The organism is Blastococcus litoris (assembly GCF_003075095.1).
In the GTDB taxonomy this organism is placed as follows: Bacteria; Actinomycetota; Actinomycetes; order Mycobacteriales; family Geodermatophilaceae; genus Blastococcus_B; species Blastococcus_B litoris.
Genome location: NZ_QCZF01000014.1, coordinates 12767 through 25188, shown reverse-complemented (window position 1 = coordinate 25188; position 12422 = coordinate 12767). Strand labels below are relative to the sequence as shown.

At 75.0% G+C, this 12422-nt stretch carries 12 protein-coding genes and 1 pseudogene; 7 read left to right on the top strand and 6 right to left on the bottom strand.

Annotated features, from left to right (window positions below):
* Positions 1-15: 15 nt before the first annotated feature.
* From DCS98_RS23975 to DCS98_RS24140, 3 genes and pseudogenes are all read right to left on the bottom strand, one after another.
* A complete protein-coding gene (locus DCS98_RS23975; protein WP_277394633.1) occupies positions 16-144 on the bottom strand; it encodes a hypothetical protein in 129 nt (42 codons plus the stop codon).
* Positions 145-150: 6 nt separating this feature from the next.
* Positions 151-561: a LysE family translocator gene (locus tag DCS98_RS23790; protein WP_277394632.1), complete on the bottom strand. Its 411-nt coding sequence runs from the start codon at positions 559-561 to the stop codon at positions 151-153.
* Positions 458-667, bottom strand: a pseudogene (locus tag DCS98_RS24140) (LysE family transporter); the annotation flags it as partial. The pseudogene DCS98_RS24140 and the gene DCS98_RS23790, both read right to left, overlap by 104 nt.
* A 31-nt stretch (positions 668-698) precedes the next feature.
* On the opposite strand from DCS98_RS24140, the gene hrpB reads away from it, so the two are divergent.
* Positions 699-3176: an ATP-dependent helicase HrpB gene (gene hrpB / locus DCS98_RS21335; RefSeq protein WP_116453497.1), complete on the top strand. Its 2478-nt coding sequence runs from the start codon at positions 699-701 to the stop codon at positions 3174-3176.
* A gap of 37 nt (positions 3177-3213) precedes the next feature.
* Positions 3214-5046 (top strand): 4-alpha-glucanotransferase, encoded by a 1833-nt coding sequence (gene malQ / locus DCS98_RS21330; RefSeq protein ID WP_116453496.1) that lies wholly within the window; start codon positions 3214-3216, stop codon positions 5044-5046.
* A gap of 71 nt (positions 5047-5117) precedes the next feature.
* On the opposite strand, the gene DCS98_RS21325 is transcribed toward malQ, so the two are convergent.
* Positions 5118-7763, bottom strand: coding sequence for an ExeM/NucH family extracellular endonuclease (locus DCS98_RS21325; RefSeq protein WP_277394631.1), 2646 nt, complete (start codon positions 7761-7763; stop codon positions 5118-5120).
* Positions 7764-7975: 212 nt separating this feature from the next.
* Here DCS98_RS21325 and DCS98_RS21320 point away from each other — a divergent pair, with 212 nt between their 5' ends.
* From DCS98_RS21320 to DCS98_RS21305, 4 genes are all read left to right on the top strand, one after another.
* Positions 7976-8275, top strand: a complete 300-nt coding sequence (locus DCS98_RS21320) for a hypothetical protein (protein ID WP_164704704.1) — start codon at positions 7976-7978, stop codon at positions 8273-8275.
* A 71-nt stretch (positions 8276-8346) separates the two neighbouring features.
* Positions 8347-8547, top strand: a complete 201-nt coding sequence (locus tag DCS98_RS21315) for a hypothetical protein (RefSeq protein ID WP_116453493.1) — start codon at positions 8347-8349, stop codon at positions 8545-8547.
* Positions 8548-8606: 59 nt separating this feature from the next.
* A complete protein-coding gene (locus DCS98_RS21310; RefSeq protein WP_241038554.1) occupies positions 8607-9011 on the top strand; it encodes a hypothetical protein in 405 nt (134 codons plus the stop codon).
* Complete coding sequence (locus tag DCS98_RS21305; protein WP_420837359.1) at positions 8999-9784, top strand: DUF998 domain-containing protein; 786 nt, start codon at positions 8999-9001, stop codon at positions 9782-9784. The genes DCS98_RS21310 and DCS98_RS21305 overlap by 13 nt, the downstream gene beginning before the upstream one ends.
* 9 nt (positions 9785-9793) lie before the next feature.
* On the opposite strand, the gene DCS98_RS21300 is transcribed toward DCS98_RS21305, so the two are convergent.
* On the bottom strand, positions 9794-10804 hold the full coding sequence (locus DCS98_RS21300) for an Acg family FMN-binding oxidoreductase (RefSeq protein WP_116453492.1): 1011 nt from the start codon (positions 10802-10804) through the stop codon (positions 9794-9796).
* A gap of 145 nt (positions 10805-10949) precedes the next feature.
* Between DCS98_RS21300 and DCS98_RS21295 the strand changes: the two genes are divergently transcribed.
* Entirely contained in the window at positions 10950-11414 is a 465-nt protein-coding gene (locus DCS98_RS21295) for a pyridoxamine 5'-phosphate oxidase family protein (protein ID WP_116453491.1), read from the top strand.
* A gap of 1 nt (position 11415) precedes the next feature.
* Here the strand turns inward: DCS98_RS21295 and DCS98_RS21290 are convergent, their stop codons facing one another.
* A complete protein-coding gene (locus DCS98_RS21290; RefSeq protein WP_241038553.1) occupies positions 11416-12360 on the bottom strand; it encodes a DMT family transporter in 945 nt (314 codons plus the stop codon).
* Positions 12361-12422: the final 62 nt, after the last annotated feature.

Genomic DNA, 12422 nt, shown 5'->3' with positions numbered 1-12422 from the left:
TCGGCTCCCGGACCGTCAGCGGGCGGAGGCGGCCAGCTCCAGCCCGAACCCGACGAGCGCCGTCCCGGTGATCCCGTCGATGGCGCGGACCGTCCAGCGGCGCCGGAGCCACCGGCTGGACGCCGACGCGAGACCGATCAGCACCCCGAATCAGACCACCGACAGCACCGCGTGGACGGTGGCGAGCAGCAGGCCGACCAGGAGGGCGTCGCTGCCGTACGGGAGGAACTGCGGCAGCAGCGCCGCGTAGAACACGCCGACCTTGGGGTTGAGCAGGTTCGTCGTGAGCCCGAGGCGCACGGCCCTCCACGTCGATCCGCCATCGCCGGCGGGTCGCCCGTCCGCGGCCGGTACCGACCGCGCGGCGCGGGCGAGCAGCCGGAGGCCGAACCAGACCAGGTACGCGGCCCCCGCCCAGCGCAGGACGTCGTAGGCGAGCTCGGATGTCGGTGAGGAGCGCGGAGACGCCGACCGCTGCGGCCGCGCCCCAGACGAACAGCCCGGCGACGATCCCGGCTGCCGTGGCGGCTGCCTCGCGCCGGCTGCGGGTGAGCGCGGCACGCAGCACCAGCGCGGTGTCGAGCCCGGGCGTCACGGTGAGCCCGCCCGCGACGACGGCGAAGCCCAGCACCGCCGAGGGAACGGTCACTTCGCCATTCTGGCGCAGGCGGCCGGCCGGCCTCCGGGAGACTGGTCGCGTGCTGCCACCGACCGGGACACCGGGAACCGACCTCCCGGTCCGCTCGGCGCTGCAGGAGCTCGCCGCCGCGCTGTCGGCCCGGGGCGCCGCCGTGCTGGTGGCCCCGCCGGGTACCGGCAAGACCACGCTGGTCCCGCTCGCCCTGTCCGGCGGGGTCCCCGGCCGGGTCCTCGTCGCCGAGCCCCGCCGGGTCGCGGCCCGCGCGGCCGCACGCCGCATGGCGGCCCTGCTCCGCGAGGAGGTCGGCGGCCGGGTCGGCTACAGCGTCCGCGGGGACAGCCGGCGCAGCGCCGCCACCCGCATCGAGGTGGTCACGACCGGCCTGCTCGTCCGGCGGTTGCAGACCGACCCGGAGCTGCGCGGCGTGGACGTCGTCGTCCTCGACGAGTGCCACGAACGGCACCTCGACACCGACCTGGCGCTGGCCTTCCTCCTCGACGTCCGCGCCGCCCTGCGCCCCGACCTGCGGCTCCTGGCCATGTCGGCCACGGCCCAGGCGCAACGCCTGGCCGCGCTGATGGGGGCGGACGCGGAGCCGGCCCCGGTCGTCGAGGCCGCCGCTGCCCTGCACCAGGTCGACGTCGTCCGGGCTCCGCCACCGGTCCCGGTGGACCCACCGCACGGCCTCCGGGTCGATCCGCGGCTGCTCGCGCACGTCGCCGCGACGGTGCGCCGGGCGCTGGCCGAGCGGGCGGGCGACGTGCTGGTCTTCCTGCCCGGTGCCGCCGAGATCGGCGCCGTCGCCGGGCAGCTGAGCGGGGTCGACGCCGACGTCCTGCCGCTGCACGGCCGGCTGCCGGCCGCCGCGCAGGACGCCGCACTGCGGACCGGCCCCCGCCGCCGGGTCGTGCTCTCCACCGCACTCGCGGAGAGCAGCCTGACCGTGCCGGGTGTGCGGATCGTCGTCGACGCGGGACTCTCCCGGGTGCCGCGGGCCGACCTCGCCCGGGGTCTGGGCACCCTGGTCACCGTCCGGGCCTCGCGCGCGGCCGTCACCCAGCGCGCCGGCCGGGCCGGACGGGAGGGGCCGGGCGTGGTCTACCACTGCTGGACCGCCGCCGAGGGGGACCGCCTCCCCCAGCACGACGAGGCAGAGGTGTCGACCGCCGACCTCACCGCCTTCGCGCTGGAACTGGCCTGCTGGGGGGCGCCGGGCGGGCGTGGCCTCGCTCTCCTCGACGCTCCCCCGTCGGCGGCCCTGTCCATCGCTGAGCAGACGCTGCACGGGCTGGGTGCGGTGGACGACCTGGGGCGCGCCACCCCCCGGGGCCGTGCCCTGACCGCGGTCGGCGTGCATCCCCGCCTCGCCCGCGCCCTGCTCGACGGCTCGCCGCTGGTCGGGCGGCGCCGGGCGGCCGAGGTCGTCGCGCTCCTCTCCGGTGACACCTCCTTCCGCGGCGACGACCTCGGGGCCGCCTGGCGGAACCTGCGCTCCGGCGCCGATCCCGGTGCCACCGCGCGGTGGCGCGACGAGGTGGCCCGGCTGGAGCGCACCGTCGACGACGCCGCCCCACCGCGCCTGCCGGACGACACCGCAGCCGGCCTGGTGGTCGGCCTGGCGCACCCCGAACGGCTCGCCCGGCGCCGGGAGGGCACGACCGGCACCTACCTCATGGCCGTCGGTACCGGTGCCGAGCTGCCCGCGGGGACCGGGTTGAGCGGCGCCCCCTGGCTCGCGATCGCCGTCGCCGACCGCGCTGCCGGGCGCCGGGACGCGCGCGTGCGGGTGGCGGCTCCGATCGACGAGGCGACCGCCCTGGAGGCGGGCGCGGCCCTGCACACCGAGCGCGACGAGGTGACCTGGCGCGACGGCGACGTGCACGCCGCCCGCGTGGAGCGGCTGGGGGCCATCGTGCTGGCAGAGCGCCCGCTGCCCGATCCCGCTCCCGCGGATCTGGCCGCGGCGGTCGCCGAAGGTCTGCGCCAGGAAGGGCTCGGGCTGCTGAACTGGACGCCTGCGGCACGGCAGCTGCGCGCCCGGATGGCCGCCGCGCACTCCGGGTTCGGCGCCCCGTGGCCGGCCGTGGACGACGAGGCGCTGCTCGCCGCGATCGACGTGTCCGGCGCCCGCAGCCGTGCCGACCTCACCCGCCTGGACGTCGTCGCGGCCCTGCGGGCGTCGATCCCGTGGCAGGTCGCCGGCCGGCTCGACGACGTCGTCCCCGAGCGGGTCGTCGTCCCCACCGGCTCGCAGATCCGGATCGACTACAGCGACCCGGACGTGCCGACCGCCTCGGTGCGGGTGCAGGAGGTGTTCGGCTGGTCGCAGGCGCCGCAGGTCGCGGGCCGGCCGCTCCGACTCCAGCTCCTCTCCCCCGCCCAGCGGGTCGTGGCCACCACCGCGGACCTCGCCGGCTTCTGGGTCACCGGCTATCCCGCGGTGCGCAGCGAGATGCGTGGCCGCTATCCCCGTCATCCCTGGCCCGAGAACCCGGCAGTGGCATCGGCCACGAAGCGGGCTCGGCCGCGCCCCTGAGACTGCGGCGTTCCCCCGGCCCGGCGAGGATCACGAAGTGACACCGACACCGACCACCGACGAGTGGGGCATCGACGCCAGCTGGCTGGACGCGCTGGACGAGGAGCACGAGGTCGCGCAGGCGACCATCGACCGGCTGCGGGAGGTCATCGGCCGGCCGCCGGCCGACCTCGAGGAGCGCGCCCCCATCGTCGCCCGGCCCGGCGACGTGCTGGAGGTCGACGAGGCCGACGTCGTCTGCGAGGACGGCGAGGTGCGGCACGTGGACGGCGAGCTGCCCGAGGACTTCCCGCTCGGCTACCACTGGCTGCACGCCCCGGACGGGCGCCGTCGCCGGCTCATCGTCTCCCCCGGCCGCTGCTGGGTGCCGGCGGACCGCCGCTGGGGGTGGGCGGTGCAGCTGTACGCCACGCGCAGCCGGGACAGCTGGGGCATCGGCGACCTGGCCGACCTGCGGGCGCTCCGCCGGATGGCGGCCGAGCAGGGCGCCGGCTTCCTGCTGGTCAACCCGCTGCACGCCGTCGCACCGACGCCCGGCCAAGAGGCGAGCCCCTACCTGCCGGCCACGCGCCGCTTCCGCAACCCGCTGTACCTCCGGGTCGACGAGGTCCCGGGCGCCGACGGCGTCGACCTCGAGGAGGACGCGGGCCGCGCGCTGTCCGACGGCCCGCTCATCGACCGCGACGCGATCTGGGCGCGCAAGCGCGAGGTCCTCATGCGGATCTTCTTCGCCCACGGCGGCGGCGAGGCGTTCGCCCGGTGGCGGGAGGAGCAGGGGCGGACGCTGCAGGACTGGGCCACCTGGGCGGCGATCGTCGAGGAGCACGGCGGCGACTGGCACACCTGGCCCGAGGAGCTGCGCAGCCCGGAGAGCCCGGAGCTGGCCGAGTACGTCCAGCAGCACGGCGCCGTCGTCGCCTTCCACGCCTGGCTGCAGTGGGCGCTGGACCTCCAGCTCACCGCCGCGACCGGCGACATGACCGTCATCCAGGACCTGCCGATCGGGTTCGCCGGCGGCGGCGCCGACGCGTGGGTCTGGCAGGACGCGCTCGCCGAGGGCGTCAGCGTGGGCGCGCCGCCGGACGCGTTCAACAGCCAGGGCCAGGACTGGGGGTCGCCGCCGCTGATCCCGTGGCGGTTGCGCGACGCCGACTACGAGCCGTTCATCCAGTCCATCCGGGCGACGATGGCCGGCGCCGGTGGCCTGCGCATCGATCACGTGATGGGCCTGTTCCGGCTGTGGTGGGTGCCGTCGGACGGCAGCGCGGCCGACGGCGCCTACGTGCGCTACCCGGCCGAGGACCTGCTCGACATCGTCGCGCTGGAGAGCCACCGGGCGCAGGCCCTGGTCGTGGGTGAGGACCTCGGCACGGTCGAGGACGGCGTCCGGGAGGCCATGGCCGAGCACGGCGTCCTCTCCTACCGGCTGCTCTGGTTCGAGGACGACGACCCCGCCGAGTGGCCCGCCGAGGCGATGGCCGCGATCACCACGCACGACCTGCCGACGGTGGCGGGCCTGTGGACCGGCGAGGACGTCGAGGAGCAGCGCGAGCACGGCACGGGCACCGACGAGGAGCTGGAGCGGGGCCGGACCTCGCTGCTGGAGCACCTGCCGGGCCTGGCGGACGGCGCGTCACCCGAGGACGCCGTCACCCGAGCGCACGAGCTGCTGTCCCGGGCGCCGTCGACCCTGCTCTCGGCCACCCTCGACGACGCGCTCGGTGAGATCCGCCGGCCGAACATGCCGGGGACGACGGACCGGCCGAACTGGTCGCTGCCACTGCCGGTGCCGGTGGAGGAGCTGGCCGGTCACCCGCTGCTGCAGAAGGTCGCCGCCACCCTCGCCGCGGGTGTGACCGGGCGCGGCTGACCCGGAACGCGACCGGCGCGGGCACCTCGTGAGGAGGTGCCCGCGCCGGTGCGGTTCACGGCGGACTCAGATCACGAGTCGGCGCCCTCCTGCTGCTCCGTGCCGCGGCCGAAGCCCTGGTAGAGCCTGTCCCGCCCGGTGCCACCGATGAGGGTGTCCTTGCCGAAGTCGCCCGAGAGGACGTCGTCGCCGGCGCCGCCGTAGAGCGTGTCGTCGCCGAGGCCCCCGAACAGCGTGTCGTTGCCCCCGTTGCCGCAGATGACGTCGTTGCCGAACAGGTCGATGACCAGGTCGTTGCCGTCCCCGGCCGCGACGACGTCCCGGCCGAGACCGGTGAGGATCACGTCGTTCCCGGGCGTGCCGGTGACGGTCACGACCTGACCGCCGCAGGTGGCCACCGGCGGGGCCGGCTCGTCGAGGTCGAGGCCCAGCACCAGCGGGTCGTGGTCGCTGGACCGGTACGGGTCCGGCGCGTAGAGCGACTCGTCGCCGTCGTACTGGTAGGCGGAGGACTCGACAGCGTTGATGTTCCAGTGCGCCAGCCCGGTCACCTTGGCCTCGAGCTCCGGCGTGGCGAGCGCGTGGTCGAGGGAGCCGGACAGCGCGTCGAAGACGTAGCTGTAGCGGCCCGGGTCGAACTCTTCACCCAGGTCGCCGTAGCCGGCTTCGGCCAGCTCGACGATCGGGTCCTCCTGCGTGTAGGCGTTGAAGTCGCCCATCAGCACCACGTCGTCGTCGCCGGTCGAGTCCTGCAGTTCGTCGGCGAAAGCGGCGAGCGACTCGGCCTGCGCGATTCGGGCGACGTTCCAGTTGCCCTGGCCGTAGTCGTTGTTCGGGTCACCCTCGATCGGGTCACCGTTCTCGTCCTCCGGCGGGCTGCCCTTCGACTTGAAGTGGTTGGCCACGACCGTGAAGGCGTCGCCGTCTTTCACGAACGTCTGCGCCTGCGGCTCGCGGGCGTTGAACCAGACGGACTCGTCCGCCAGCCCCACCGGCTCGCCGACGGGCTGCACGGCGTCGTCGCGGTAGATGATCGCGCTGCGGATCACGTCCCGGTCGACTGCGTACAGCTCGTCGGGGAGCGGCACGTAGCTCCAGACGTCCGAGCCCTCCGCGGTGTTGAGCCGCGTCACGAGGTCGGCCAGCGCACCGTCGGCATCGCCGGGCGAGTGACCGGTCGAGTCGGTGTCCTCGATCTCCATGAGCGTGACGACATCGGCGTCCAGCGCCCGGATGGCCGGGACGATCTTGGCCGCCTGCTGGTCGAGCTCCGCCGGGTTCGCCGCGCCCCGGCTCTCCGGGCCGAACGAGACGAAGTAGTTCAGCACGTTGAAGGCAGCGAGCTGGACGTCGCCCCCGACCTCGTCGGGCTCGGCGACCTCGGGGCGGGTGTTCTGCGGCGCGAAGGTGCCATCGGCGGTGCCGTCGGCCGGCTGCAGCCGCCAGTCGCCGTAGCCGAATCCCAGCACCGTCGGCTCGGTGAACGTCAGGGTGTCACCGACCCGGACGGGCGTGGCCGGCGACAGGTACGGACGGTTGGTGACCGAGAGGGTGGCGTTCGACGCGTCGTCCAGGACGATCTGCCGCAGGGCGTTGTCCTCCGCGACCGCGGCCGCCTCAGCGGTGCCCGGACGCGCCAGCTCGGTGGGCTGGACCAGCACACGGTCGGCGGCGAGCATCAGCTCGCCGAACCGGGTCAGCGTGAAGACCTCGCTGACGACGAGGTTGCTGTCGGGCGTGACGAGCATCCCCTCGAACGGCTCCCGCTCGGCGGCGGTGGCGGGGAGGTCGAGGAGGAGCGGCTCGGGCAGGTCGCCGGCGTCACCGTCCTCGCACACCGCGACGTCCTCGCGCGAGGTGATCTGCGTCTGACCGAAGTTCTCCCGGACGCCGCCGATGACCGCGACGGTGTCCCCGAGGTCCACGGCGATGCCGGACTCCACGAAGATGCCGTCGGACGTCGCGGCATCCCCGTCACCGTCCGGGTCCTGCAGGTAGAACCCGGACAACCCGGGGGTGTCACCGACGACGACACCGCGGACGGTCACCTGCTCGCCCTCCAGGGGCGTGGACGAGCCGCTGCCCTGCACGTCGCCGATCTCGTGCGTCGGCTCGACGTCGCAGGAGTCGGGGGCCTCGAAGAGCGGGTTGACCTGATCGCGGGTGTTCGGTGCCGGTGGGTACCACGCCCCGTTGCCGGCTGCGTCGAAGCGGAGGGACAGGGAGAGCCCGTCCGGCTCGGTGCCGGCCTCCGAGACGCCGATGTCGGCACTGGTCCGACCGGCGGCGGGACCGCTGGTGGCGGTGATCGTGCCCTCGTAGGAGAGGAACTGCAGGACCGTGCCGTCCTGGACCAGCGCCAGCCCGTCCGGTGCGCCGTTCTGCATGCCGACCGCGGTCCCCGACACCGCGACCGGGGCGTCGGCCGGAGCCGTGACCGTCGGGAACGTGACCAGAGGCGTGTAGGTCCCGCCGCCGTTCCCGTTGTAGAGGACGACCGAGAGCCCGGCGGAACTCGTCCCGGCCGGCAGCGTCACCTCGACGAACTCGCCGGCATCCGCGCCGTCGTCGTCGTAGTGGATCTCGGAGATGAACGGCGCGGTCGGCGGGTCGGCGTGCGCGAGGGCGGGCAGGCCCACGACCGCCACGGAGGCGGCGAGGGTGCCGAGAGCAGTGCGGCGCGCGAGAACGCGCGTGCCGCCGAGTGGTACGAGCACAGGGGTCCTTTCGGACGGACAGTGAGGACGCGGCGACGCTAGGTGCGCCGGATGAACGACGGCGCGACGGTATGTGACGGGGACGTCACAGAAAAGCCTCGATCTGGGATGGCCCGTGATGGCGGGCGACACGCAGTGACGACATGCGGCGACACGCCGGTGATCGAACATGCGTTCGATGTCCGTGCGAGACTTCCGACGTGGCCGGCGGCATGACTCCAGGACGCGGCGGGCGCTCGCTCGGCGAGCGGGCGGCGGCCTCCGGCGTCCGCGCCGACGCCCCCGCGTCCGAGCCGTCGGCCTCGTACGCCGCGGCCGGGGACGGCGGCGAGGGCCGGCACTGCTGGGTCCACGACCCACCCGACACCCCGGGCATCTGGCCGGGGCTGCTGGTCGAGTGGCGGCAGCGCGGCGGCGGCTGGCAGGGCCGCGTCGCCTACACCGTCACCGGCCCGCACGGCCCCGCTCTGGTGGAGACCTGGCTGCCCGCGGCCCGGCTCGAACCGCGCTGACCGGGGTTAACCGCCGCAGGGAGGGGCTATGGGTCGGGGGCAGACGATCCCTCCCGGATGGAGCAGACCCGATGACCGGCCCGCACGACACCCCGAACCTCGACGACGTCATCACGCCCGAGGAGAGCGTGACCCGGGACCGCACCCAGCACGCCAAGGACCCGCACCCCAGCGACGAGGTGCTCGAGCACCGCACCGAGCAGGAGCGGCAGGCCGTCGGTTCCGACGACGCCGACCCCGCCGGCGCCGAGTTCCACTCCGCGACCGACTGACGCGGGACCGGCCCAGCAGGCGCGGCGCGCGGCTGACCGCCGGTGACGTCGCCTGCTGGGTGCTCAAGACCAGCCGCCCGCCGGAGCGGATCGCGCCCGGCTGGGCCGCTCCGGAAGCGCGGCTGCTGGACCGGTGCGTCCGCCGTTCGTACCGGCTGACGCTCGTGGCTCCCGGCCAGCCCTGCCTGCTGTGGCTCAGCGGCCCCGACCGGCCCGGCGTGCACGCCCTGGGCGAGATCGCCGACGGGGTCGAGGAGCGGGCGGACGGGCCCGTCGTCCACGTCCGGCTGGCCCTCCTGCCGCAGCCGGTCCCGAGGGCGGAGCTGCTCGCCGACGCCCGCATGCGCGACGCCGAGGTGCTGCGGATGCCGGCGGGGAGCAACCCCTCGTGGCTGTCGGCGACCCAGTTCGCCGCCGTCCTCGACCGGACGGGTCGGGAGCGCCTGGGACGATGGGTGCCGTGAACCGGAACCGCCTGCGCTGGGGCGCGATCGCCTGGCTGCTGACCCTGCAGTTCTTCGTCCTGGAGGCGCTGGCGCAGGCCCGCTTCGAGGGTGCCTACAGCCGCGTCGACGACACCATCAGCGCACTGGGAGCCGCCGACTCCGCCGGTCGCACGCTGATGAACACCTCGTTCGTCGTCCAGGCGGCCCTCGTCCTGGCGGGCGCGGTGCTGCTCCGACCGGCACTGGTGCGGGGCGCCGCGCAGGTGGCGCCCGCCCTGCTCGGAGCCGCCGCGGCCGGAGTGCTGCTGGTCGGCGTCTTCCCCACCGACGGCGACTCGACCCTGCACGCGATCGGTGCCGTCCTGTACCTGGTCGGCGGCGGCCTAGGGCTGATCGCGCTGGCCTACGCCGTGCGGCCGCGCTCGGAGGCGCTCGGGACGGTGCTGGCCCTGCTGGGCGTGGTGGCCACCGCCGCGACGATCTTCTTCACGACCGGTGTCACGCAGTACCTCGGCGAGGGCGGTACGGAACGGGTGGCCGCCTACCCCCTGCCCCTGGGGCTGGCGCTGGCCGGCGCCCTCCTCTGGCGCATGGGGCCGCCGAGCGCCGTCGAAGGCGCAGACGAGGAGGAGCGGCTCTCCCGCCGCGAGGAGCGCGAGCTGGCCCGGGCCGACAAGGCGGCGCGCGCCGCCGAGCGCGACGCGGCTCTGGAGGCAGCCGCCCGCCGGCAGGCCTCGACCCAGGACGACGAGCTCGACGACCCCTGGGCCGGCAACGGCCGTCGGGACTGACCCGCCCGCTCAGCCCGCCGGCTCGAACCGGAGCACGTCCTCCACCGGGCGGCGGCCGCTGACCGCCGTCGACGCGCTCTCCGGCGGGAAACCCATCCGGAGCAGCATCTGCGGGTGCCCGACCAGGGAGAGCCGGGACTGCAGCCGCCTCCGGGTGGCCGGCCAGTCCAGCGCCTGGGTCAGCGGGGAGGCCGCCACGCCGCCGGCGGTCGCGATCAGCAGCAGCCGCCCCAGCGCCCGCCCGGACTGCAGCCACGCGTAGCGGTCGTCGCCGCCGGTCCCGAGCAGGACGACGGTGGGCCGCTCCACGTCCGGCGGCGGCGCGTCCGGGTCACCCGGCTCGAGGAAGTCGTGCTGCTCGCGCTGGCCGACGACGAAGTCGCGGATGAGCCAGTTCGAGGGGCGCGCGTGCGGGTCGCCGCTGGGCACCGCCTCGACGGGCACGCCGTCGACCGCCCCGGGGTCGGTGCGCAGCCAGCGATCCAGCTCCTCGCGGTAGGCCGGGTCCCCCTGCTCCATCTCCTCTGCGCGGGAGATGAGGAAGACGGTGGCCACCTCCTCCTCGGAGCGGGTGATGGGCTTGACCCAGGTGTCGTAGGACTCGGCCTCCTGCTGCAGCCGGTCCACCAGCTCGGGAGGCACGGCCCGGGGCTCGAAGGCGGCCCGCACGGTGTGCCGCCGCTCGATCGCGCCCGCCAGCTCCCCGTCCTCCGCCGTCGGCTCGCGGGTGCCGGTCACCGTGACGGTGGCCAGGTGGTCGGGGTCGGCGTCGTCGGTGAGCAGGTCGACCTCGCCGTCGTAGCCGGCTGCCGACAGCGCCACGACCGCGAACTCGACCGCGCTCCCGCAGCTGATCACCTGCTGGCGGCGAGTGGGGTCGAGCACCGGCAGGGCGCGCTCGGGGTCCAGGAAGACGTCCAGCCGGTCCGGCGTCGCCACGAACCGCCACGGCTGCGTGTTGTGGATCGACGGCGCCCGCGTGGCGGCGGCGACCACCTGCGCCCAGTCCTGCTCCTGCACGCTGACCTCCCGGCTCGGCCCGTGCCCGTTGCACGGTTCGGAACGTGGTCCCTGCCTACCCCATCCTCGCCGTGCGGGACGCACCGCGGTCCCGTTCCGCGCCCGAGACGCTGCGCACATCGCGGCTCCTGGCCAGGATGGGGGCATGAGCAGCTCTCCCGGGCAGCCCGGCGCGACGATGCAGTCCATCCCGACCGACGAGTGCTACCGGCTCCTGGCCACGCACGAGATCGGGCGGATCGGCGTCAACGCCGAGCACTATCCGCTGATCCTGCCGGTCAACTACGCCGTCGACGGCACGACCCTGGTCATCCGGACGCGGCCGGGCACGATCCTGCGCGCCGCCACGCATGCCAACGTCACGTTCGAGGTGGACGAGATCGACCGCGAGACACGCAGTGGCTGGAGCGTGCTCGTGCGGGGGCAGGCCGAGGAGGTCGGCGACGAGCACCGCGCGGAACTGGTCGAGCGCACCCGTGCGACCGGGGTGCAGCCGTGGGCGCCCGGCGAGCACGGCAGCTGGCTGCGGTTGATCGCCCACGACGTCTCCGGACGCCGCATCGTGCCCGGCGAGCTGCCGCCGGCCGTCGACCCCCGGGCCTACCTCTGACTCAGACGGTCGGTCCGGCCTCGTGGGCCACCGGCACCGGCGGGCGGACCCGGTCGCGGCGGCGCGACAGGGCGACGCCGGCGAGGCAGACCGCTCCGCCGACCAGCGCGAGCGCCGGCGGCACCTCGTCGAGCAGCAGCCAGCCCAGCACGATCACCAGAGGCGGGACGAGGTAGGTGGTGACGCCGAGCTTCCCGGCGTCCATCCGGCGGAGCGCGTAGGCCCACGTGCTGAACGCCAGGGCCGTGGGAACCGCGCCGAGGTAGACCATGCCGAGGACGGAGCCGGCCGGCGCCGACCCGAGGTCGTCGACCAGGGCGCCCGCCCAGGGCAGCGTGCAGACGGCACCGGTCGCGCAGGCCATGAAGGTCACCTGCAGCCCGGGCAGCCGGCGCAGCAGCGGCTTCTGCGCGACGACGCCGGCGGCATAGGTGACCGCGGCCACCACGCACAGCACCACACCCACCAGGTCGGTCTCCGCGCTGCGCGTGGCCAGGCCGATGAGCACCACCCCGGCGAAGGCGACCGTGATGCCGGCGACCAGCCAGCGGGGGAACCCCTCACCGAGCAGCAGGCCCGCGAAGACGGCGATGAGGATCGGGCCGATGTTGACCAGCATCGCGGTCGTCCCGGCGTCGAGGTGCTGCTCGGCCGCGTTGAGAGCGACGTTGTAGATGCCGAACCAGCCGATGCCGCAGACGGCGAGCAGCACCCACTCGCGCCCCTGCGGGCGGACCCAGCCGCGGCCGAGGAGCAGCAGACCCAGCACCGCCGTGCCGACCAGCAGACGGCCGAGCGCGAGCGCTCCGGGTGAGAGGTCCTCCCCCACCCCGCGGATCGCGACGAAGGCCGAGGCCCACGCCAGCACGGTGACGACGACCGCGGCGATCGTGCGGCCGTCGGGTGTGGCCGCGGGCACGGCACGGACGGGGCTCTGGATGCTCACGGAGGGACAGTAGGTCCTGGGTACGACGGTTCTCCGGCGGTTTTCGGACGCCGCGTGCCCCC

Excerpts from the sequence above, each read along its gene's own strand:
- DCS98_RS21305 (WP_420837359.1), top strand. The coding sequence starts at position 8,999 with ATGGGTGCCGTGAACCGGAACCGCCTGCGCTGGGGCGCGATCGCCTGG.
- DCS98_RS21295 (WP_116453491.1), top strand. The coding sequence starts at position 10,950 with ATGAGCAGCTCTCCCGGGCAGCCCGGCGCGACGATGCAGTCCATCCCG.
- DCS98_RS21320 (WP_164704704.1), top strand. The coding sequence starts at position 7,976 with ATGACTCCAGGACGCGGCGGGCGCTCGCTCGGCGAGCGGGCGGCGGCC.
- DCS98_RS21315 (WP_116453493.1), top strand. The coding sequence starts at position 8,347 with ATGACCGGCCCGCACGACACCCCGAACCTCGACGACGTCATCACGCCC.